This is a genomic window from Streptomyces liliiviolaceus (assembly GCF_018070025.1).
GTDB lineage: Bacteria > Actinomycetota > Actinomycetes > Streptomycetales > Streptomycetaceae > Streptomyces > Streptomyces liliiviolaceus.
This window is the reverse complement of record NZ_JAGPYQ010000001.1, coordinates 6,092,476-6,114,181: the sequence shown is the minus strand read 5'-3', so window position 1 is coordinate 6,114,181 and position 21,706 is coordinate 6,092,476. Positions and strand designations below refer to the sequence as shown.

The window sequence follows — 21,706 nt, the reverse complement described above, 5'->3', positions numbered from 1 at the left end:
TCAGGCCGCCCTGCGCTGCAACCCGCCGTGCTCCCGGACGATCTCCGCGTACCGGCGCCCGCTCCCCTTCACCGTGCGCCGCTGCGTCCGGTAGTCGACGTGGACCAGGCCGAAACGCTTGTCGTAGCCGTACGCCCACTCGAAGTTGTCCAGCAGCGACCACGCGTAGTAGCCCGCCAGCGGAGCCCCCTTGCGGGCCGCGGACGCGCAGGCCGCCAGGTGCTGTTCGAGGTACTGGATGCGCTCGGGGTCGTGGACCGTGCCGTCGGGGCGTACGACGTCCGGATAGGCGGAGCCGTTCTCGGTGACGTACAGCTTCCGGGCGCCGTACTCGTCCGTGAGGCGCAGCAGCAGGCTCTCGATGCCGGCCGCGTCGATCTCCCAGTCCATGGCCGTGCGCGGCACACCGTGACGGCGGACGGCGGCGGCGTACGGGGCCGGGCCCGTCGGGTCGTCCTCGATGGCCGACGGGAAGTAGTAGTTCAGCCCCAGCCAGTCCAGCGGCTGGGCCATGACCGCCAAGTCGCCCTCCTGCTCCGGCAGTTCGACCCCGTACACCTCGCGCATGTCCGCCGGGAAGCCGCGGCCGTGGACCGGGTCGAGCCACCAGCGGTTGGTGTGCCCGTCCATGCGCCGGGCCGCCGCGATGTCCTCGGGGCGCTCGGTGGCGGCCTCGATGTAGGACAGGTTGTTGACGATGCCGACCTGGGCGCCGGGGGCCGCGGCGCGGATCGCCTGGGTGGCTAGGCCGTGGCCGAGGAGCAGATGGTAGGAGGCGCGGACCGCCGCCGTGAGGTCGGTCAGGCCCGGGGCCATCCGGCCCTCCAGGTGGCCGATCCACGCCGAGCACAGCGGCTCGTTGAGGGTCGTCCAGTGCTGGACGCGGTCGCCGAGCCGCTCGGCCACGACCGACGCGTACGACGCCAGGTGGTGTGCCGTGTCGCGCTCGGTCCAGCCGCCCCGGTCCTGGAGCACCTGCGGAAGGTCCCAGTGGTACAGGGTGACCGACGGCGTGATGCCGGCCTCCAGCAGACCGTCGATCAGGGCGTCGTAGAAGTCGAGCCCCTTGGCGTTCGCGGGACCGTCGCCGCCCGGTACCACCCGTGGCCAGGCGATCGACAGCCGGTACGCGTTGGTGCCCAGCTCCTTCATCAGGGCGATGTCCTCGCGCCACCGGTGGTAGTGGTCGCAGGCGACATCGCCGTGGTCGTCGCCGTCCACCTTCCCCGGCGTGTGCGAGAAGGTGTCCCAGATGGAGGGCGAACGGCCGTCCTCGGCGACGGCACCTTCGATCTGGTACGCCGAGGTGGCCGTGCCCCACACGAAGTCCTGGGGGAGTGCGGCGAGATCGATGGTCACAGAAGTCCTCTCGGAATGAAGGGAGTTGGCTGTCGGGCGGGTGGTGGTCACTTGACGGCTCCGGCGGTGAGTCCGGCGACCAGATAGCGCTGGAGCAGCAGGAACCCGGCGACCACGGGCACGCTCACCACGAGGGAGGCGGCCATGACCTGGTTCCAGTACACGTCGTTCTGTGTGGCGTAGCCCTGGAGGCCGACGGCGAGCGTGCGGGTGGTGTCGTTGGTCATCACGGACGCGAACAGCACCTCGCCCCACGCCGTCATGAACGCGTACACGGCGACGGCGACGATCCCCGGCACCGCGGCGGGCACGACGACCCTGAAGAGCGCGCCGAGCGGCCCGTTGCCGTCCACCATCGCCGCCTCGTCCAGATCGCGGGGCACCGACTCGAAGTACCCGATCAGCATCCAGATCGAGAACGGCAGCGAGAACGTCAGATAGGTGAGGATCAGCCCGATCCGCGAACCGAAGAGCGCGATGCCGGTGGCGTTGCCGATGTTCACGTAGATGAGGAACAGCGGGAGCAGGAAGAGGATCCCGGGGAACATCTGCGTGGACAGCACGGTCACGGTGAACAGGCGCTTCCCGCGGAAGCGGTAGCGGCTCACGCCGTACGCGGCGAAGATCGCGATCACCACCGACAGGACCGTCGCCGCACCCGCCACGATCAGCGAGTTGACGAAGTACTTCGCCAGCGGGACCGTCGACCAGATGTCGATGTACGGGCGGATCGTCAGCCCGCTGGGCAGCCAGCGGAACTCGCCCGACACGTCCTCCAGCGGCTTCAGCGAGCTGGACAGCATCACGTACACGGGCAGCAGGACGAAGCCGGTGAGCAGCGTGAGGAAGATCCGCCGCGACCAGACGAACGACCGGGGCGCGGCCATCGGCGAGCGCCGCGCTCCCACCGGCCTCCCGGGCCGTGCCGCCGCAGTGGTCCTAGACATCGGCCGCCCTCCGTCCGCGTGAGGTCAGGACGAGATAGACGCCCGTCACGACCAGCAGGAACAGCAGAAGCAGTACGGACATCGCGGATCCCGTCCCGAAGTTCCACGTCACGAACGACGACTGGTAGATGTGGATCGAGATCAGGTCGGCCGCTTCCGGCGCCGCCTTGCCGAACAGCACGTACGGCGTGTTGAAGTCGTTGAACGTCCACAGGAAGAGCACGAGGACCAGCACCTGGTTGACCGGCCGCAGCGACGGCAGGGTGATGCGGCGCAGCTGCTGCAGCATCCCGGCCCCGTCGATGGAGGCCGCCTCGTACAGCTCCTTGGGGATGTTCTGCAGGCCCGCCATCACGATGAGGAAGGCGAACGGCCAGCCCTTCCACACCGACACGACGAGCAGCGCGACGAAGCTGTTGTCGCCGATCAGCCAGAAGGACGGGCTGTCGGTGAGGCCCAGCTGGTCGTGCAGCACATGGTTCACCAGGCCGTTGTCCCGCTGGAACATGAAGGCCCAGGTGATGACGGCCGCGTACACCGGCAGCGCGTACGGGACGAGGAAGACGGCCCGCAGGAAGCCCCGGCCGCGGAAGTTCTCCTGCATGTACACCGCGGCCGTCGTGCCGAGCAGCCAGCACAGGCCGACCGAGAGCACGGTGAACGCGCAGGTCACGAAGAACGAGTGGAGCAGCGCCTTGCCGATGGGCGCGTCGAAGTCCACGGACAGGCTGTAGTTGTCGAAGCCCGCCCAGGGCGCGGCGCCCCAGTCGCGGATGTAGAACTGCGTGAGCTCCTTGAAGCTCATGACGATGCCGATCACCATCGGCACCAGATGGACGAGGAGTTCGAGCAGCAGGGCGGGCAGCAGGAGCAGATACGGCAGGGCGATCCGGCGTACCCGCCCGGTGCGGCGGCGCGGGGCAGGCCCCGTCGCACCGGGCGGTGCTTCCTTACCGACCGCGGGCTCGGCGGTCACGGTCATCGAACGCTCACTTCTTCGGCATCTGCTGCTGGGCCTCGTCGAGCTTCTCCTTGACCGAGGCCGTGGTGACCGGCCGGCCGGCCGCCGCGTCCGCGAAGAGCTCCTTCACGGCCGTGCCGACCGCGGTCTCGAACTGCGACTCGTTCGCGACCTGCGGCAGCGGGGCCGCGCTCTTGGCGAGCGTGTCCCGGATGACCTTCAGTGCGGGCGTGTTGAACGCCGGGTCCTGCTGGGCCGCCTTGACCGGCGGGATGGATCCGTACGTCTTGTTGAGGATCGTCTGCTCGTCCACGCTCGTCATGAAGTTCACGAACTTCACGGCGCCGTCGATGTTGTCGGTGTTCTTGAAGACGGCCATGTTGATGCCCGCCACCATCGAGTTGACGGCCGTGTCGGCGCCCGGGGTGCCGGACCGGACCGGCACCGGCGCGACGCCCCACTCGTCGTCGCTCATGCCGTGGGCCTTGAGCGTGGCCGCCGCCGTCTGCCACAGCACCATCGCCGTCTTGTCCTTGGCGAAGTCCTGGAGGGACTGGTTCTGCGCGTACTCGGCGTTGCCGGGCGCGACGACCTTGTCCTTGCCCATCAGGTCGACGTACTGCTTGACCGCCGCCACGGCCCCGTCGGAGGTGAAGTCGGGCTTGCCCTCGGCGTCGAAGAAGTCGGCGCCGTGCTGCTTGGCGAAGACGAAGACGTGGTGGATGTTCTCCGAGAGGTTCGCGCCCTCGGCGCCCAGCGCCCACTTGTCGTCCTTGGAGATCTTCTTCCCGTCGGCGACCAGATCGTCCCAGGTGGCGGGCGGCCCGGATATCCCCGCGTCCTCGAACATCTTCTTGTTGTAGTAGAGGGCGTACGCCATCGAGTACAGCGGGACCGCCGCCGGATCGGAGCCGGCCTCACCCGCCGAGCCGAGCGCCGACTCGACGAACCGGTCCTTGCCGCCGATCTTCCCGAAGTTCTTGGCGTCCCAGGGCAGCAGGGCCCCGGTCGCCTGGAGCGAGGCGGACCAGGTGTTGCCGATGTTGAGGACGTCCGGGCCCTGACCCGACGTGGTCGCGGCGAGGATGCGGTTGAGGAGATCCGACCAGGGGACGACCTCCAGCTTCACCTTGATGCCGGTCTGCTTCTCGAACTTCTTCAGCTCGGGAGTGAGGATCTTCTTGTCGGCCTCGATGCTCGGGCCCTGGTTGGAGGCCCAGTAGGTGAGCGTCTTCGGCGAGTCGTTGGACCCGCCGTCCGCCGACGAGCCACCGCCGCACGCGGTCACGGCGGCCAGCAAGGAGACAGTGACCGCGCTCGCGGCCGCGGCTCGGGTTCTGCGCATGACGTCAGGCGTCCCTTCCTGAGGGAAAACAGAGGATCGTCGTGCGTTCACTTCCCGAACGACCCTCACGGCTTAATTTAGGACGTGAGTTAAGACCCGGAAGAAAGTCGCGTCAAGGGATAGCGCAGCGGTATCTTGCAGGTCGGGGGTACGGCGGGAAGGGAACACATGGCGGGGCGGAACGGGCGAACGGTACGTGACCTGCGACGAGGCAATCGCACGGCCGTGCTGAGGAGGCTCTACTTCGACGGACCGATGAGCCGGTTCGAACTCGGGCCCGCCACCGGGCTCAGCTCCGGCTCCATCAGCAACGTCGTCGCCGAGCTCGTCGCCGAGGGCCTGGTGGAGGAGGCGGGCAGCGTCGACTCCGACGGCGGCCGGCCCCGCACCCTGCTCCGGGTCGCCCCCGCCAGCGGCCACATGATCGGCGTGGACGTCGGCGAGACCCGCGTCCGCGTCGAGCTCTTCGACCTGTCCCTGACCGAACTCGCCCGCACCGACAGGCCGTTGGAGCACCAGGGGTACGACGTCGACGTCATCGTCGGCCACATCCGCGACGGCGTCGCCGAGGTCCTGGCCACCGCCGGCATCGCCCCCGAGCGACTGCTGGGCGTCGGCATCGGCGTACCCGGCATCGTGGAACGCACCGCGGCGGACGGCGCCGTCGTGCACGGCCAGACCATCGGCTGGCCCGCCGTCCCGCTGGAGTCCCTGCTCCGTACCGCCTGCGGGCTCCCGGACTCCGTCCCGTACTTCACCGACAACGGCGCCAAGACCCTCGGCCAGGCCGAGATGTGGTTCGGCGCCGGACGCGGCGCGCGCAACGCGGTCGTGGTCCTCTTCGGCTCCGGCGTCGGCGCCAGCCTGGTCTCGGACGACGTGGAACTGGGCCGGGCCGTGGAATGGGGACATCTCACGGTACGGGTCAGGGGGCGCCGCTGCCGCTGCGGCGCACTCGGCTGCCTGGAGGCGTACGCAGGGGCCGAGGCCCTGCTGCAACGCTGGGAGGAGGCCGGGGGACGGCCGCCCAAGGGCGTCGACGAGGAGACGGCCCTCACGGCCATGCTGGCGGCGGCCTATCCGGTCGAGGGCGGGGCGGCCACGGGTCTCGGAGTGTCCGCGGGCGTCCCGGCGGCCGACGACGGGGCGGCCGGCGGTGACGGGGCTGCGGAGGGTGCGGCGGCCGGCGGCGGGGCGGTCCGTGGCGCGGCCGGTGCCGGTCCCGTGCCCGACCCGGTGGCGCTGGCCGTCCTTGAGGAGACGGCCGAGTACCTGGGCGCGGGCCTCTCCGACCTGATCAACCTCTTCCAGCCCGAACGCATCCTCATCGGCGGCTGGGCCGGACTCCAGCTGGGCTCCCGCTTCCTGCCCGCCGTCCGCGCCCACGCCGTCTCGTACGCGCTGCGCCATCCGGCCGAGCGCGTCACCATCGAACTCGGCGCCCTCGGGCCCGACGCGGTCACGGTCGGCGCGGCGATCCTTCCGCTGGCCGACTTCTTCGCCCGCGGCGGCCGGCGTCCGGGCACGGGACCGGGATCGGGGGACACCCCGCCACCGGCCTGGCGGGCGGCCCTGGAGGAGCGCGCTCCGCACTGACGCCCGGGGCTCCCGGGTTTGCCGGGTGGTTCCGGCAGGTACCCGCACCCTGGCCGACAAGGGCTTCCGCCCCACGTGGCCCGACGAGGAGGGGAGCGCACCGTGAGCGAATACGGGACCAGGACGCCCGAGGAGAGCGAAGGCCCCGTACCCCGGGACCTGCCCGATCAGCAGGTGCAGGAGGACGAGGACCCCTGGGACGTCGTCACGCCGCCCGGGTCGGGGCCGGACGAGGACGGGGACGGCGGCGTCCGGGCGAAGCCCGAAACCGACGTCCCCGACACCGACGAGGCGGGCACCGGCCGGCAGGGCGACGAGGGGACGAGCACGGTCCACCCCGAGGACCCGGAGCCGGAGGAATCCCCTGCGTGAGCGCGTGAGCGCACGCCGGAGCCCGGGAGTCGCCCCGGCGCCTTGAATCGAACCGCCGCCGCCGTCTCAGGCGAAGGCGTCGACGCCCGTGAGTTCCGCCGAGAGGGCCCACAGGCGGGCCGCGGACGCCGGGTCGACCGCGTACGCGCGTACGCCGACCCGCGTCCCGTCGGCCGGGGCGAGTTCGGCGATGTCGCAGTCCTCGCAGTAGACGCCGCCCATGCCGGCCAGCTGCGGAGAGGTCGCCGCCCACACCTGAGTGGCCGCGCCCTGCTCGGGGGACTTGAAGCCCTCAGGGTTCAGCGGGACGCCGTTCTCGTCGATCCAGCCGCGCTCGACCATCTCCTGCCTGGGGAGGTGGCGCTGGAGAGGCGTCAGGATGCCGCCCGGGTGCAGCGCGAAGGCCCGTACGCCGGAGTCCTTGCCCAGGGCGTCGAGGTGCACGGCGAACAGGACGTTGGCTGTCTTCGCCTGGCCGTACGCCTCCCACTTGTCGTAGTCGCCGCGGTTCCAGTGCGGGTCGTCCCAGCGGATGTCCGAGGTGTGGTGACCCGTCGAGGAGACGGAGACGATCCGGGCGCCGCCCGGGGCGATCGCCGGCCAGAGCCGGTTGACCAGGGCGAAGTGGCCCAGGTGGTTGGTCGCGAACTGCGCCTCCCAGCCGGGGCCGACGCGGGTCTCGGGGCAGGCCATGATCCCGGCGTTGTCGATGACGAGGTCGACGGTGCGGCCCGAGGCGAGGAACCGCTCGGCGAACGCGCGCACGCTCTCCAGGTCGCCGAGGTCCAGCTCGTCCACCTCGACGCCGTCGATGCCGGCGGTCGCCGAGGAGGCGACCGCCCGGCGCCGCGCGGGAACGACGACCCGGGCACCCGCCTCGGCGAGCGCGCGGGTCGTCTCCAGGCCGAGTCCCGAGTAGCCGCCGGTGACGATCGCCAGCTTGCCCGTGAGGTCGATGCCGGCGAGTACGTCGTCCGCGGTGCTGTGCCGGTCGAAGCCCGAACCGATCTTGTGCTGTGCAGTGGTCATACGGACGACGCTACGGATTGGAGCGCTCTCGAAGTCAAACGACGCCCCCTCGGGGGAGGGAAAGGCGCCGGGAACGGGAAAGGCCCCGACCGGACGGGGGAATCGCGGTCGGGGCCGTCTGTGGGTGGCCACGGATGGCGGTCGCCTCTCGGCGGTGTGCTCCACAGGGCTTCAGCCGAACGATCTTCCCTGTGGGCGGAAGGTGAGGCCCGGGGACACTGTCCCATCCGCACCCACAGCTGATTTAACGGGAAACTACCGACGGGTGTTCCCAGGTCGGGGCGGTGTAGGCCGTGATCTGCGTCACGGGACAGCCCTCAGGTCCGCGGGAGCGGGGCCGCCACGCCCGCGGGAGTCACGCGATCCCGTGTCCAGGCCAGCACTTCCTCGGCCGACCAGGTGGTGACCACCCGCTCCGGCGGCACCCCGCACTCCTCCGCCCGCGCGCATCCGTACACCTGCCACCCGAGCTGTCCCGGCGCGTGCGCGTCGGTGTCCACGGAGAACAGCACGCCCGCCGCGACCGCCCGGCGCAGCAGCCGCCGCGGTGGGTCGAGCCGCTCGGGACGGCTGTTGATCTCGACCGCCGTGCCCGTCCCGGCGCAGGCGGCGAACACGGCGTCCGCGTCGAACTCCGACTCCGGCCGTCCCCGCCCGGTGACCAGCCGCCCCGTGCAGTGCCCGAGCACGTCCGCGTGCGGATTCCGTACGGCGGCGACCATCCGGCGGGTCATCGCGGGCGCGTCCATCCGCAGCTTGGAGTGCACCGACACCACGACGACGTCGAGCCGTGCGAGCAGTTCCGGTTCCTGGTCCAGCGACCCGTCGTCGAGGATGTCGCACTCGATACCGGTGAGCAGCCGGAAGGGGGCCCAGCGCTCGTTCAGTTCCGCCACCAGGTCCAACTGCTCCCGCAGCCGCTCGGGGGACAGCCCGCGGGCCACCGTCAGACGCGGCGAGTGGTCCGTGAGGACCGCCCACGCGTGCCCGAGCCGCGCCGCGGCACGGCCCATCTCCTCGACGGGGCTGCCGCCGTCCGACCAGTCCGAGTGCAGATGGCAGTCGCCGCGCAGCAGGGCCGCCAGCTTCTCGCCGCCCAGGACGAGGGGCTCCGCGGCCTCCTGCTCCAGTCTCTCCAGATAGCCGGGCGGCTGTCCGGCCAGCGCCTCGCGCACCACCTGCGCGGTCTTCGGCCCGATGCCCTTCAGCGACTCCAGCGATCCGTCGGCCGCCCTGCGGGCCACCTCGTCGGCGGACAGCTCCGTGACGACGCCCGCCGCCGTGCGGAACGCCCGAACGCGATAGGTGGGGGCCTGCGACCGCTCCAGCAGGAAGGCGATACGGTCCAGCGCCTCGGCCGGGTCCATGGCTCCAGCGTGGCCCAGCCGGGCCGGGTCCGCACGGCGGCCGACCGACCTGCCCTGTGCCACCATGAGATGCGAACCTCGTACGGCCACGGACGCGGCCACAGCCACAGTCGCAGCCGCCGTCGCCGCCGAGCGCCACGACGACCGACAGCGCCGCCCGGGCAGGCTTATCGGCGGCACGCGTGTGGAACCGGTGGGATCATGACTGAAATCGCCAGCCCTCACATCTCGTACCCGCGGATCACGGTCCTGGGCGTGCAGCCCGGCGATCCGCCCTTCCGCATCGTGGAGATCGACGGCGCCGTCATCGGTGAGGCCAAGAGCTTCACGGACGTCCTGGTGGCCGCCGCGGCGTACGGCATCCCGGTGCACGACGCCGACGACCCGGCCGTGGTCCGCTGGGTCGGCGGGGACAAGCTCACCTGGCATCCGCGGTAGCCGTCCGGGTGTCGGCCGACGGCGCGTCCGGGTGAATCCCGGGGGCCCGAGGGGGGCGCGTGGCGCCACGCCTTTCGCGCCGTGGTGAGCCGTCGCGGGTGGCGCGACCCCGCGCATCGGCGGACCGTGGAAGCGGACACGGGCGTGCATGGGGCCATGGCGGCAAGGGCACTTTGATCGTGCGGCGAGCGTGATCCGAGGAGGGGAGTGGCACGTCCGACAGGGGCGGACGTGCCACGTGACACACGGGGCACGCGCGGGCTTCGTACGTACGAGCGGAGCCGGGCCGGGGCGATCCCCGGGCCCGGCTCCGCCGCAGCAGGAATTCCGTCCCTCAGCCGACCGTCCACTTCTGGTTGGCCGCCCCCGTGCAGGTCCACAGCTGCAGCCGGGTGCTGTTGGCCGAGTTGTTGCCCGTGACGTCCAGGCACTTGTCCGCCTGCGGATTCACGATGTCGCGGGCCCCGGTGACGACCCACTGCTGGGCGGGTACGCCCGCGCAGTCCCAGAGCTGGACGGGTGTGCCGTCGGCCGTGCCACCGCCGGCCGCGTCCAGGCACTTGCCCAGCGCCCGGATGGTGCCGTCCGAGCCCACGCTCCACTGCTGGGCCGTAGTGCCGTTGCAGTCGTAGAGCTGGACGGGCGTGCCGTTGGCCGGGTTCGCGCCCGCCACGTCGACGCACTTGCCCGCGAGGCCCCTGATGGCGGAGCCGCCGCCCGGGCTGTCGCCCGTCGTCACCTTCACCTCGTCCACGACGAGCTGCGAGGGGAAGGGGGTCGAACCGTCGGGGTCGCCGGGCCAGTAGCCGCCGACCGCGAGGTTGAGGATCAGGAAGAACGGCTTGTTGAACACCCACTGCCTGCCGCCCAGGTCCGCCGGGGTGCGGGTCTGGTAGACGGTGCCGTCCACGGACCAGGTGACCCGCTCGGGCGACCAGTCGACCGCGAAGGTGTGGAAGGCGTCGGCGAAGGCCTGCCCGCCGGGCAGCGAGTAGCCGGCGCCTATGCCGCCGGAGCCGGAGTAGCCGGGGCCGTGCAGCGTGCCGTGCACGGTTCCGGGCTCGAAGCCGACGTTCTCCATGATGTCGATCTCGCCCGAGTTGGGCCAGCCGACCTGTCCGATGTCGTTGCCCAGCATCCAGAAGGCGGGCCACATGCCCTGTCCGCGCGGCACCTTCAGCCGGGCCTCGACCCGTCCATAGGTGGTGGTGAACTTGCCCGAGGTGTTGAGACGGGCCGAGGTGTACTCGCAACGCCCGTACCAGCACTGGTAGTTGTTCGGGTTCTCGCGGCGGGCCTCGATGACCAGGTGGCCCTGGCCGTCGAGCTTCGCGTTGTTGTTCCCGGCCGTGTAGTACTGCCGCTCGTGGTTGTTGACGTTGTCGCCGGTCTCGATCTGCCACTTCGAGGAGTTGGGGGCCGAACCGGCGGCGCCGTCGAAGGTGTCCTGGAACGTCACCGCCGCGGCGGCGCTCGGAGCGGGGTCCGCCCGGACGTGCGCCGCCCGGGCGGGATCCGCTTGCGCGGGTCCGACCGCGACGGATGCCAGGAGTGCGGCGGACAGGGCGGCGAGGAGGTATCTGCGGAGCCGGCGTGGGGAGTCCACGACTTCTCCCTTCCGTACGGCGATCCCCGTGGGGGAGGAGCCGACTGAGGTGGGGGGTACGCGCTTCGACTCTTGATTTAAGAAGTGAAGTAAGGGGTGCGTCAAGACTCTGGTACAGACCAGCCGTTCACACCCTGCGGACGCCCCCGCCTCAGCCCCTCACGGCCCCAACTCCGTTACGCGAAAGGCCCCTTGGCGACCTCAGGCCGCGGCCGCCTTGCGCTCGCGCCGTCGCGGATGCACGGCGCGGCTCATCCGCCGGCCGAGGAGCAGATACCCGATCAGGGCGCCGGAGGTGTTGAGGATGACGTCGTCGATGTCGAAGGCCCGCCCGGTGATGAACGTCCCCTGCACCACCTCGACGAACAGCATTGCCAGAGCGGTCAGCAGGGTCACCCGCAGCATGCCGCGCGCCTTGGGCACCAGCAGCGGCAGCAGCACGCCGAACGGGATGCCGAGGACGATGTTGCCGCCGATCTGCTTGACCGCGTCCCGCAACTCGGGCTGGTCGAGATAGGCGCGCAGGGAGCGCCCCGGGTGGATGTTGTTGTGCGTCAGCGCCTCGGAGGCCGGCGACGGCTGGAGCGTGAGCTTGGCCAGCACGGCGGCGAAGGCCACCATCGCGGCGAAGGCGATGAGGACGACGAGGACGCGTACGACCAGGGGAGGCCGGCGCCGCTCGCGGACCGCCTTCGAGGACGGCTGACGCGGTGGCTTCGACGCTGGTTCGCGGGGCGCTTTGGCGGACGGCCGTCCGCCCTTCGCGCCCGGGCGGAAGCGCGGCTTGGAGGCGCGGGAGTCCGTCTTCTCGGGGCCCGAGCGTGACGCGGAGCGGAAACCAAAGGCGGTACGGGGGCGTAGCGCTTCGCGTGCCATGCAACCCTCCAGTTTGAGACTGCGGTGTGGTGGAACCCGCATACCCTTTGATCTGTCGAAGATGCCGCTGCAACAAGCCTCTTCGGAGCATTCGGGCCGGGACGTGAATGCGCCCGCGAGCTGCGCTTGGAGCTGCTCGCGGGCGCGGTCGTGCACGGGGCGCCGACCTCGGCGGACGGCGCCCGACCGAGGGCTCAGGTCCCGTAGGTCACCCGCACCTCCTTGAACCCGAGCGAGCCCAGCAGCCCCTTGAGCATGCCGGTGGTGTTCTCCTCGGCACGGGCGGTCAGCTCGCTGTCCTTGGCGGCGTCACCGATGTGCCGGGCGGCGAGCCGCTGGACGGCCCGCTCGTCGTTCGGGTTGTCCGAGAAGACGTCGCCGAGCCGGTCGAGGAGACCGCGCTGCTTGGAGACTGCGTACGAGTGGTCGGGGTCCAGTGCCGGCTTGCCCAGGGCGGCGTGGGGGAGCCTGAGCGTCGCCGATGTGCGGTCCTCGTTGACCTGCACGTCCTTGTCGCGGATCTTTCCGAGGTCGACATAGGAGTCGACGGTGCCCGCCCCCACGTACAGGGTGCGGGTGCCCCGGACCGCGTCCGGCAGATACTTGGTGTCCTTCTCCAGATCCACCACCACCTGGAAGTTGCCCGAGGCGGCGTCGTAACGGCTGATGTCCTGGATGGACTTGAGGAGCGTGGGCCCCGTCCGGTCATGGGTCTCCTCGCCGAACACGTCGCCCAGTCCGGGCAGCAGGCTCCACCGAAGACCGGCGAAGAGCACCACCAGAACCAGCACGACGGCACTCACGACCTTCGCCCATCCGGGCACGCGCTTAAGAGACGTCGTCATGTGGACCGTCCTCCTTCCTCCTTCCTTGTGCCCGCCAAATGCCGCGCCAGACAGGCGGGTTGGCGTACGCCTGCGCGCGGCTCCGGCCTGTGCCCGTCAGCGCACCGGACGGTCCCCCGAGGGCCGTGACCACCAAACGCCTTCGCCATGGGTCAGACCGGGCAGCCGCAACTCGATGTCGCGCACGTGCCGGGCGGGCAACCGGCCCGTGACCAGCCACGAGGTGCTGCCGCCCGTGGTCTCCCCGAACTCCGTTCCACAGGCCGCGAGTCGGGCCGTGACGGGGGCGAGCGCGTCGAGGGGCAGGTCGGCCTCGAAGGAGTGGTACGGCTCGTACACCCGGGTGCGCGCGTGCCCCAGAGCGCGGCGCAGCACCACCGGCGTGAGCCCGCGGAAGTCACCCGCCGTGCTGAGCGGCGCGACGTATCCGGAGCGGACGAGCGTGACACGGCAGTCCGTCACCGGCCAGCCGTGCGGGCCGCCGCCGAGCAGTGTGGCGTGCACGGTGTCCTCGACGGCCTGGTGGAACGCGCGAGGCAGGGCGCCCAGTTCGGTCTCGTACGCGAAGACCGTGCCGCTGCCGTGCGGGCCGGGCTCGACGCGCAGGCCGACCGTCGCCCAGAACCCGGTGTGGCCGTGCCGCCGGATCTCCTCGTACGCCTCCCCGGTGCCCACCGGCCGCTCCAGACGGCGGATCCGGCTCGGCTCGAACTCCGCCTCGATGCCGAAGTCCTGTACGAGGGTCGCGGCGAGGACCTCCTTCTGCACCTCCCCGTACAGGAGCAGCGCGGTGCTGCCGGCCGGCCCCGGCCGCGCGTGCAGCAGCGGGTCCTGGTCGGCGAGGGCCAGCAGGGCGGAGCGCAGCGGCGCCGCGTGTTCGGCGTCCCGGGCGCGGACCAGGGTCTCCAGGGTGGGGGCGGCGAACTGCGGGGCGCGGTCCGGGACCCGGCCGAGGCGGTCGCCGACCCGGACGCCGTGCAGGCCCGTCACCGCGGCGATGTTGCCCGCGGTGAGCGGTCCCGGCCGGCCCACCACGTCGAGGCCGAGAGCCCGGCCGGGCACCCTCCGCTCCCTGCCGTCCGCCTCGCGCCGCAGCATGGTGAGACGCTGACGTGACGTCACCTCCCCCTCGTACAGGCGGAGATAGGCGGTTCGCTCGCCGTCGGGCCGGGTGCGTACGGCGAAGACCGTGCCGCGTGGCTCCACCCTGCCGGACTCCTCCAGGGGGCCGGGGGACGGAATCAGCCGGGTCACGGCCTCGACGAGTTCGGCGATGCCCTGGCCGCCGAGCGCCGAGCCGAAGAGGACCGGGTGCAGGGAGCCGTCGGCGGTCCGCGCGGCGAGCGCCGCGCGCAGTGCGTCCGGGGTCGGCGGCGGGCCGTCCACGACCGCCGCCAGGATGCCGGGATCGGCGTCGGCGAGCGTCTCCGCCGTACGCGGCTCGTCCACGGCACGCGGTACGACCCGGGCGCGGGCGGTGCCGATGTCACGTACACCCGTCAGCGGGACGATGCACGGGGTCAGCCTGCGCCGGATGTCGTCCAGCAGGCCCTCCTCCCGGGCGCCCGCGCGGTCGATCTTGTTCACGAAGACGAGGGTGGGCAGGCGGAGCCGTCGCAGGGTCTTCATCAGTACCCGGGTCCGGGCCTGCACGCCCTCCACGGCGGACAGCAGCAGGACCGCTCCGTCGAGGACCTCCAGGGCGCGCTCGACCTCCGCGACGAAGTCGGAGTGCCCCGGGGTGTCGATCAGGTTGATCTGTACGTCCCCGGCCGTCTCTCCCGCCCGGTCCAAGTCCACGTTCCTGGCGGTGAAGGCGGCGACGGCCGAGCGGATGGTGATGCCGCGCTGCCGTTCGATCGCGCCGTCGTCCGTGCGGGTGTCGCCGGCGTCGACGCTGCCCAGCCGGTCGACGACGCCCGCGTCGAAGAGCAGCCGCTCGGTGAGGCTGGTCTTACCGGCGTCGACGTGCGCCAGGATGCCGATGTTCAGGGTGCGGGTGCGCGAGGGGTGCGCGGTGTTCCAGGAGTTCATGCGTGGTCGGTTCCTCAAGAACGATCGTCCGGTGGGGGCGAGGGGTTCCGAGGAATCGGCGCATGCGAGCTCCTGAGGTCGGGGAGTGGTCCACGGGCATGATGGCCCGTTCCCGTGGGTCGGCCGCAACCGAATTTCCCGTGCGTGGACAGGGCGCCCGAACGGCGGTACCGAGTAAGTACCGCACAGGCGAGGAGAGCGGACCGAGCGGAGCGACCGGGCGGAGCGCGTCCGTGTCGCCGGGTGATCAGGAGGGCTCGCAGTGGTCAAGGCGAAGTTCGAGCGGACCAAGCCGCACGTCAACATCGGCACCATCGGTCACATCGACCACGGCAAGACGACCCTCACGGCGGCCGTGACGAAGGTCTTGCACGACAGGTTCCCCGACCTCAACCCGTACACGCCGTTCGAGCAGATCGACAAGGCACCCGAGGAGCGCCAGCGCGGCATCACGATCTCCATCGCGCATGTCGAGTACCAGACGGAGCGGCGGCACTACGCGCACGTCGACTGCCCGGGACACGCCGACTACATCAAGAACATGATCACCGGAGCGGCGCAGATGGACGGCGCGATCCTCGTGGTCGCGGCGACCGACGGGCCGATGCCGCAGACCAAGGAACACGTCCTGCTGGCGCGGCAGGTCGGCGTCCCGTACATCGTCGTCGCCCTCAACAAGACGGACATGGTCGACGACGAGGAGATCCTCGAACTGGTCGAGCTGGAGGTGCGCGACCTGCTCACCGAGTACGAGTTCCCGGGCGACGACGTCCCGGTCGTACGGGTCTCCGCGCTCAAGGCCCTGGCGGGCGACGAGCAGTGGACCGCGTCCGTACTCGAACTCCTCGCCGCCGTCGACGAGTTCGTGCCCGAGCCGGTGCGCGACGTGGACCGGCCCTTCCTGATGCCGATCGAGGACGTCTTCACCATCACGGGCCGCGGCACGGTCGTCACCGGCCGCATCGAACGCGGTGTGCTGAAGATCAACCAGGAGGTCGAGATCATCGGCATCCACGAGGAGAAGACCAAGACGACGGTCACGGGCGTCGAGATGTTCCGCAAGCTGCTCGACGAGGGCCGGGCCGGGGAGAACGTCGGGCTGCTCCTGCGGGGAGTGAAGCGGGAGGACGTCGAGCGCGGCCAGGTCGTCATCAGGCCGGGTTCGGTCACGCCGCACGCCGAGTTCGAGGCGAGGGCGTACATCCTGTCGAAGGACGAGGGCGGCCGGCACACGCCCTTCTTCCACAACTACCGGCCGCAGTTCTACTTCCGTACGACGGACGTCACGGGAGTCGTCACCCTGCCCAAGGGCACCGAGATGGTCATGCCGGGCGACAACACGACCATGCACGTCGAGCTGATCCAGCCGATCGCGATGGAGGAAGGGCTGAAGTTCGCGATCAGGGAGGGCGGGCGGACCGTCGGCGCGGGGCAGGTGACCAAGATCCTGAAATAGACAGGCCCTAGGAGTACTCCGAGGCGGCCTCCGGGCGCCCCAGGGCCTCGTCCATGCTCGACAGCGGCGGCATGACCTTCGCCAGCTCGGTCACGCGCAGGATGCGCAGGGTCAGCGGATGGGTGCAGACCAGGTGCACCCTGCCGCCCTGGGCGAGGACCCGGCGACGGGCCCGGTACAGCAGACGCAGGCCCGAGCAGTCGAAGAACTCGATGTGCCGCAGGTCGAGGACGACCCGGGCGCCCGGGAGTCCCGTCGCCGCGTCCAGCGCGGGAATGATGTCCAGCGCGGCGAGGATGTCGATCTCGCCGTGGAACTCCAGCACGGCGTGCCCGCGCTCTTGGTGCACACGCAGGTGCGGGGAGTGCGGCCCAGGTTTATTGCGCACGACGACATCACCTCCAACAGGGTCACCGGGGACCAGGGTGACGTCGTTCCGTGAGCATAGAGCCGACGTGGCGCAGCTTGAGACCGCTCCACCGTCCCTCACCCTGCAAGTTACCCTCGTTAGAGGGAATTTCAGCATGTTCGATTGACATATGTCTGTCGTTTAGGAGACGTGCCGCACCTTCAATGCGCCCCGCGGTGCGCCCCCGGGTGCGCGGACAGCGCCGTGCGGGCGCGGGGAACCGCACGGCCGGAGCCGTCGGTCCGCAGGTCAGGTCGCTGCCGGAGTCCCGGACGCCAGGAAGGCCCCACGACATCATCGGTGATGTCGCGGGGCCCCGCGGAGAACTACCGCATGAACTACCGCACCTGAAGGACGAGCTTGCCCACCGTCCGCCCGGTATCGCCCAGCGCGTGCGCCTTCGCCGCCTCCGCCAACGGGAACACCTCCGCGACCGTGGCGCGCAGCGTCCCCGCGGCGACGAGCCCGGCGATGGCACTCATCCCGGCCTGGTCGGCCTCCACGAGCAGTTCCACCGCCCGCACGCCGAGCCCCGCCGCCTCCTCGGCGAGCTCCGGGGAGCCGGACGGCAGGATCGACACCAGCAGCCCGCCCGGGCGCAGCGTCCGCAGCGAACGCGAGCGGTAGTCGCCCCCGATCGTGTCCAGGACGACGTCGACGTCACGCACGGTCTCGGCGAAATCGGTCTCGCGGTAGTCGACGAGCTCGTCGGCGCCCAGCCCGCGCAGGAACTCGTGCTTCCCCGAGCTGGCCGTGCCGATCACGTACGCTCCCCGCGCCTTGGCGATCTGGACGGCCAGATGTCCCACCCCGCCGGCCGCCGCGTGGATCAGCACCCGCTGCCCCGCCCGGACGTCCGCGGTGTCGACCAGCGCCTGCCAGGCGGTCAGCGCGGCGAGCGGCACGGCTCCCGCCTGTACGTGGTCGACCTCGGCCGGCTTGCGGGCGAAGGCCCGGGCGGGCGCGGTGACGTATTCGGCGTGCGCCCCTACGCCGTACGGGTAGGGCAGCATGCCGAAGACCTCGTCGCCCGGCTTGTGCACGGTGACACCGAGGCCGACGGCCTCGACGACCCCGGAGACGTCCCAGCCGAGGACGAACGGCGGCCGTCCGAGGAAGTTGCCGTTCGCCCGGTGCTTCCAGTCGGTCGGGTTCAGGCCCGCCGCGTGCACCCTGACCAGCACTTCGCTCGGCCCGGGCTTGGGGATCTCCAGTTCCACTTCCTTGAGGACCTCGGGACCGCCGAGGACGTCCTGACTGATCGCGCGCATCGTGTTCGCAGTGCTCATGCGTCTCAGCCTGCCCGGCTTCGGGGACCGAGGAAATGGCATGATTGCCATTGTTCGATAGGATCGTGCCATGCAGTGGACGGATACGCAGATGCAGACGCGGACGTACTGCGGGGCGCGCCCTGTGCACGCGGAGCGGACGGGGGAGTCCGGACGTCCCGACCTCCCGGGGTACGAGGGACATGTGGAGCGAGTCGTCGTGCTCGCCCTCGACGGGGTCTACCCCTTCGAACTCGGCATCCCCAACCGGGTGTTCGGCTCCGCCGAGGGCCGGTACGAGGTACTGACCTGCACCGTGGACGGGCGGCCGGTGCGCAGCGACTCGGACTTCTCCATCACCGTCGAGCACGGGCCCGAAGTGCTGCGTACGGCCGACACCGTGGTGATCCCGCCCTTCGCGCTGACGGACCTCCGCACCGACCTGCCCGAGGCGGTGGCCGACGCGCTCAGGTCCATCCGCCCCGACACCCGGATCGTCTCCATCTGCACGGGCGCCTTCGTGCTGGCGGCGGCCGGCATGCTGGTCGGCCGCCGGGCGACCACGCACTGGCAGCTGGCCGGGCTGTTCCGCCAGATGTTCCCGGACGTGGACCTCGACGCCGATGTGCTGTTCGTCGACGAGGGCTCCCTGCTCACCTCGGCGGGGGCCGCGTCCGGTGTGGACGTCTGCCTGCATCTGGTGCGCAAGGACCACGGCAGTGAACTGGCCAACCGGGTGGCGCGGTCCTGCGTGGTGCCGCCCTGGCGTGACGGCGGGCAGGCGCAGTACATCGAGCAGCCGGTGCCCGGACCGACGGCGACGAGCACCGCGGCGACCCGGCACTGGGCGCTGGAACGGCTCGACGAGCCGCTGACCCTGGCCGAGCTGGCCGACCACGCGCGGATGAGTCTGCGGACGTTCGCGCGCCGTTTCAACGACGAGGTCGGGATGAGCCCGGGGCGCTGGCTCATCCAGCAACGGGTCGTGCGGGCGCGGCAGTTGCTCGAATCCAGTGATCTGGCGGTGGATCAGATCGCCGGGGAGGTGGGGTTCGCCACGGGTGCGTCGTTGCGGCAGCATCTGCATGCGGCGATCGGGGTGTCGCCGCAGGCGTACCGCCGGACGTTCCAAACGGACCGACGCCCCTGACGCCCGTGCCGACCGCCCCGCCCTCCCGCCACAGACTCGGAGGCTCCGCCCCGAACCCCCGTTGCGCAGTTCCCCGCGCCCCTGAGGGGGCTGCGGTCCTGACGCCACTACTGACCGGCCGGGCCTCGCGTCACGGATTCGGGGGCTCCGCCCCCGGGCCCCCGTTGCGCAGTTCCCCGCGCCCCTAAGGGCGGGGCTGCGCCCCGTCAGGGGCGCGGGGAACTGCGCGACCAGCCCCCACCGGCCCGCAGGCAGAACTCATCCGTCACCAACCCCCTCCCACGGCACCGCGTGCAACGCGACCAGCAGACGCCACACCGCGTGTGCGATCTCCTCCGGGGAGCCCTCCACAAGCCCGTGCAGCCAGTCCGCGAGGACCCCCGCGAACGTCGCGGCCACGGCCGAGGCGACGAGCGGAGCCTGCGGCGCACCGGCGAGCTCGCGTTCGGCGAGGCTGCGCGCGCGCAGGTCCTGATGGAGGACACGGCCCAGCGGACCACCACCGCCCGGGGCCAACAGCCCGCGGTACAGCGGAGCGTGCGGCGGCAGCCCCGCGAAGAACCCGAGCAGCGCGTCCGGCGCCGACCGGGGATCGGGCCTGCCCCGCCACGCGTGCAGCGCGTCCACGGCATCGCGTACGACATCGGCGCAGGCGTCGACGGCCAGCGCCTCCAGGTCGGCGTAGTGCAGATAGAACGTGGCCCGGCCGACCCCGGCCGCGCGCACCAGCGACGCGACGCTCACCTCCGTGAGCGGCCGCCGGGCGCACTCGTCGAGGAGGGCCCGGCGCAACTTGGCCCGTGTGCGTTCGGCCCGGGGGTCGGACGTCACCGGGCGACGAGGACGGCGGCGAGGGCGAGCGCGCCAGGCAGGGCCTGCGCGAACAGGATGCGCCGGTTCGCGGTGGCCGCCCCGTACAGGCCCGCGACGACCACGCACACCAGGAAGAAGACCTTGGCGGCGAACCCCGTCGGGTCGTCGGCGATCAACCCCCAGACGAGCCCGGCCGCGAGAAACCCGTTGTAGAGCCCCTGGTTGGCGGCGAGCGGGGCGGTGGCCCGCGCCATCTCCGGATCGAACCCGTGCAGCCCGCGCCCCGGCTTCCGCTTCCACAGGAACATCTCCAGAACGAGGATGTAGGCGTGCAGAACGGCGACCAGACCGACCAGCACGTTCGCGAGCGTCTGCATGGGGGTGGGCTCCTTCGGGGGGGGCAATACTTCCTGGACAGGTGTCCACTGTACATGGACAGCTGTCCAGGAAATCCCCCGGGGGTGCGCCGCGCTCACCCATGAGCGTCACCGCGTCACCGCGTCACCCCGTCACCGCACAGGCGCCGCCCGTCGCAGGTTCAGCGCGCGCAGCGCCAGTTGCATCTCGAACTGGGCCGTCGGGTCGTGGAGCCGGTCGCCGAACAGTTCGTCCAGCTGGCGCATGCGATAGCGGACCGTCTGTGGATGGACGGCGAGCCGCGCGGCGACCTCGCTCGCGTTGTGCCCGCACTGCAGCCAGCTGAGCAGCGTCTCCGCGAGGCGCTCCCGCTGCGGCAGCCGCACGCCGTCCAGCGGACGCAGATGCCGGTCGGCCATCGCGTCCACCAGGGCCTCGTCGCGGAACAGCAGCAGCGTGGCCAGATGGTCCCGGCAGCGCACCATCTGCGTGTCGGGCAGCACGCCCCGCCGGGCCAGGTCCAGCGCCTCGGCGGCCCACCGCAGCGACCTCGCGCCCTCCTGGAGCGCGACGTTGGGGCCCATGGCGGCCCGTAGCCCCTGCAACGCCCCCGCGACGGCCCGGGCCCGGCCGGGCCCCTCGGGGTCGGGCACCACCAGCACGGCGGGCTGCACGTCGAACCGTGCCAGGAACTCCGGCGGCACGATGGGCGGCGGCCCCGCGGCCCGCGCACCGCGGTCGATGACGACCACGGCCAGTGAACGGGGCACCGGCCACTGCGCGGTGCGCGCCAGCTCCGTGATGGCCGCGACCGACGCGGGCGGATCCACGATCAGCAGATCGATCAGCCGCGTACGCCGCTGCCGCAGCTCGCCCGCCGCGTACAGCCGAGCCTCCGTGTACCCGGTCGTCGTCGCGGCCGCCATCTCGTCGAGGTGCAGGAACAGCGCCTCCCCGAACGCGGCCAGCACATGGCGCGGCAGCAGATCGGCGTCGACCAGGGCATTGATCCGGCGCCAGGCCACCCGCGCGCCGAGACGCAGGGCCGACTGGAAGGCGTCGAGACTGCGCCCCTCGTCCGCCTCGCCCCGGCCGATGCGCTGATACGTCGCCCGTACGGGCTCCCCGTCACCGTCGGGCTCGGCCATCCGCTGCAGGAACCCCTGCAGGGCGTGCTCCACCCCCTGGTGCACGACCTGCATGTACGTGTCGTCCGTCGGCCGCGCGTACTCCGGGATCTCGGTCCTGATCGCCCGTACGACCTCTTCGGTGATGTCGGCGAAGAACGGTCTGAGCTGGTCGTGCAGACCCGAGGGGAACGACTTGAAGGGGCCGTCCACCGCTTCGGCGGCGACGCCGGCGGCGGTCACGGTGGTCATCCCGGCCTCGCTCACCGGTATGCGGAATCCGTTCACGCGGCGGCTCCTTCCGCACACGGGAAGTGGGGCACACCGACGTTACCCGCGCGGATTCTGCCC

General features: G+C 71.3%; 20 protein-coding genes. 5 read left to right on the top strand and 15 right to left on the bottom strand.

What is annotated here, in order from left to right:
- The 4 genes from J8N05_RS26620 to J8N05_RS26605 are packed head-to-tail and all read right to left on the bottom strand — an operon-like array spanning position 1 to position 4,612.
- Complete coding sequence (locus tag J8N05_RS26620) at positions 1 to 1,359, bottom strand: GH1 family beta-glucosidase (protein ID WP_210886834.1); 1,359 nt, start codon at positions 1,357 to 1,359, stop codon at positions 1 to 3.
- 47 nt (positions 1,360 to 1,406) lie between these two features.
- The gene (locus J8N05_RS26615) at positions 1,407 to 2,306 is read right to left on the bottom strand and encodes a carbohydrate ABC transporter permease (RefSeq protein ID WP_210886831.1); all 900 of its coding nucleotides are present in this window, start codon (positions 2,304 to 2,306) and stop codon (positions 1,407 to 1,409) included.
- Positions 2,299 to 3,288 (bottom strand): carbohydrate ABC transporter permease, encoded by a 990-nt coding sequence (locus J8N05_RS26610; protein ID WP_210886828.1) that lies wholly within the window; start codon positions 3,286 to 3,288, stop codon positions 2,299 to 2,301. The genes J8N05_RS26615 and J8N05_RS26610 overlap by 8 nt, the downstream gene beginning before the upstream one ends.
- Before the next feature lie 7 nt (positions 3,289 to 3,295).
- Positions 3,296 to 4,612, bottom strand: coding sequence for an ABC transporter substrate-binding protein (locus J8N05_RS26605; RefSeq protein ID WP_210886825.1), 1,317 nt, complete (start codon positions 4,610 to 4,612; stop codon positions 3,296 to 3,298).
- Between the two features lie 168 nt (positions 4,613 to 4,780).
- On the opposite strand from J8N05_RS26605, the gene J8N05_RS26600 reads away from it, so the two are divergent.
- Positions 4,781 to 6,208, top strand: coding sequence for an ROK family transcriptional regulator (locus J8N05_RS26600; protein ID WP_247706502.1), 1,428 nt, complete (start codon positions 4,781 to 4,783; stop codon positions 6,206 to 6,208).
- 102 nt (positions 6,209 to 6,310) lie between these two features.
- Positions 6,311 to 6,580 carry a hypothetical protein gene (locus tag J8N05_RS26590; RefSeq protein WP_210886823.1) on the top strand — a complete coding sequence of 90 codons (270 nt, stop codon included), beginning with the start codon at positions 6,311 to 6,313 and terminating at the stop codon, positions 6,578 to 6,580.
- A gap of 66 nt (positions 6,581 to 6,646) precedes the next feature.
- Here the strand turns inward: J8N05_RS26590 and J8N05_RS26585 are convergent, their stop codons facing one another.
- Positions 6,647 to 7,609 carry an SDR family NAD(P)-dependent oxidoreductase gene (locus J8N05_RS26585; RefSeq protein WP_210886820.1) on the bottom strand — a complete coding sequence of 321 codons (963 nt, stop codon included), beginning with the start codon at positions 7,607 to 7,609 and terminating at the stop codon, positions 6,647 to 6,649.
- 317 nt (positions 7,610 to 7,926) lie between these two features.
- Positions 7,927 to 8,976 (bottom strand): PHP domain-containing protein, encoded by a 1,050-nt coding sequence (locus tag J8N05_RS26580; RefSeq protein WP_210890406.1) that lies wholly within the window; start codon positions 8,974 to 8,976, stop codon positions 7,927 to 7,929.
- Between the two features lie 201 nt (positions 8,977 to 9,177).
- Between J8N05_RS26580 and J8N05_RS26575 the strand changes: the two genes are divergently transcribed.
- Entirely contained in the window at positions 9,178 to 9,414 is a 237-nt protein-coding gene (locus J8N05_RS26575) for a hypothetical protein (protein ID WP_210886817.1), read from the top strand.
- A 334-nt stretch (positions 9,415 to 9,748) separates the two neighbouring features.
- On the opposite strand, the gene J8N05_RS26570 is transcribed toward J8N05_RS26575, so the two are convergent.
- The 4 genes from J8N05_RS26570 to otr(A) form a co-directional block, all read right to left on the bottom strand.
- Entirely contained in the window at positions 9,749 to 11,020 is a 1,272-nt protein-coding gene (locus J8N05_RS26570; protein WP_210886814.1) for a glycoside hydrolase family 16 protein, read from the bottom strand.
- 201 nt (positions 11,021 to 11,221) lie between these two features.
- Positions 11,222 to 11,896, bottom strand: coding sequence for a VanZ family protein (locus J8N05_RS26565; protein ID WP_210886811.1), 675 nt, complete (start codon positions 11,894 to 11,896; stop codon positions 11,222 to 11,224).
- Between the two features lie 194 nt (positions 11,897 to 12,090).
- On the bottom strand, positions 12,091 to 12,741 hold the full coding sequence (locus J8N05_RS26560) for a DUF4230 domain-containing protein (protein WP_210886809.1): 651 nt from the start codon (positions 12,739 to 12,741) through the stop codon (positions 12,091 to 12,093).
- A 96-nt stretch (positions 12,742 to 12,837) separates the two neighbouring features.
- Positions 12,838 to 14,775, bottom strand: coding sequence for a tetracycline resistance ribosomal protection protein Otr(A) (gene otr(A), locus J8N05_RS26555; RefSeq protein ID WP_210886806.1), 1,938 nt, complete (start codon positions 14,773 to 14,775; stop codon positions 12,838 to 12,840).
- A 262-nt stretch (positions 14,776 to 15,037) separates the two neighbouring features.
- On the opposite strand from otr(A), the gene tuf reads away from it, so the two are divergent.
- Positions 15,038 to 16,231, top strand: a complete 1,194-nt coding sequence (tuf, locus tag J8N05_RS26550) for an elongation factor Tu (RefSeq protein ID WP_210886804.1) — start codon at positions 15,038 to 15,040, stop codon at positions 16,229 to 16,231.
- 7 nt (positions 16,232 to 16,238) lie between these two features.
- Here tuf and J8N05_RS26545 read toward each other — a convergent pair whose 3' ends face one another.
- Entirely contained in the window at positions 16,239 to 16,619 is a 381-nt protein-coding gene (locus J8N05_RS26545) for an STAS domain-containing protein (protein ID WP_247706501.1), read from the bottom strand.
- A 359-nt stretch (positions 16,620 to 16,978) separates the two neighbouring features.
- A complete protein-coding gene (locus J8N05_RS26540) occupies positions 16,979 to 17,929 on the bottom strand; it encodes an NADP-dependent oxidoreductase (RefSeq protein WP_210886798.1) in 951 nt (316 codons plus the stop codon).
- Positions 17,930 to 17,999: 70 nt separating this feature from the next.
- On the opposite strand from J8N05_RS26540, the gene J8N05_RS26535 reads away from it, so the two are divergent.
- On the top strand, positions 18,000 to 19,058 hold the full coding sequence (locus J8N05_RS26535) for a GlxA family transcriptional regulator (protein WP_247706500.1): 1,059 nt from the start codon (positions 18,000 to 18,002) through the stop codon (positions 19,056 to 19,058).
- 258 nt (positions 19,059 to 19,316) lie between these two features.
- Here the strand turns inward: J8N05_RS26535 and J8N05_RS26530 are convergent, their stop codons facing one another.
- The 3 genes from J8N05_RS26530 to J8N05_RS26520 form a co-directional block, all read right to left on the bottom strand.
- Positions 19,317 to 19,889, bottom strand: coding sequence for a TetR/AcrR family transcriptional regulator (locus J8N05_RS26530; protein WP_210886796.1), 573 nt, complete (start codon positions 19,887 to 19,889; stop codon positions 19,317 to 19,319).
- Entirely contained in the window at positions 19,886 to 20,248 is a 363-nt protein-coding gene (locus J8N05_RS26525) for a DUF1304 domain-containing protein (RefSeq protein WP_210886795.1), read from the bottom strand. Before J8N05_RS26525 ends, J8N05_RS26530 begins: the two co-directional genes overlap by 4 nt.
- A gap of 132 nt (positions 20,249 to 20,380) precedes the next feature.
- Positions 20,381 to 21,643 (bottom strand): PucR family transcriptional regulator, encoded by a 1,263-nt coding sequence (locus tag J8N05_RS26520; RefSeq protein ID WP_247706499.1) that lies wholly within the window; start codon positions 21,641 to 21,643, stop codon positions 20,381 to 20,383.
- Positions 21,644 to 21,706 lie beyond the last annotated feature (63 nt).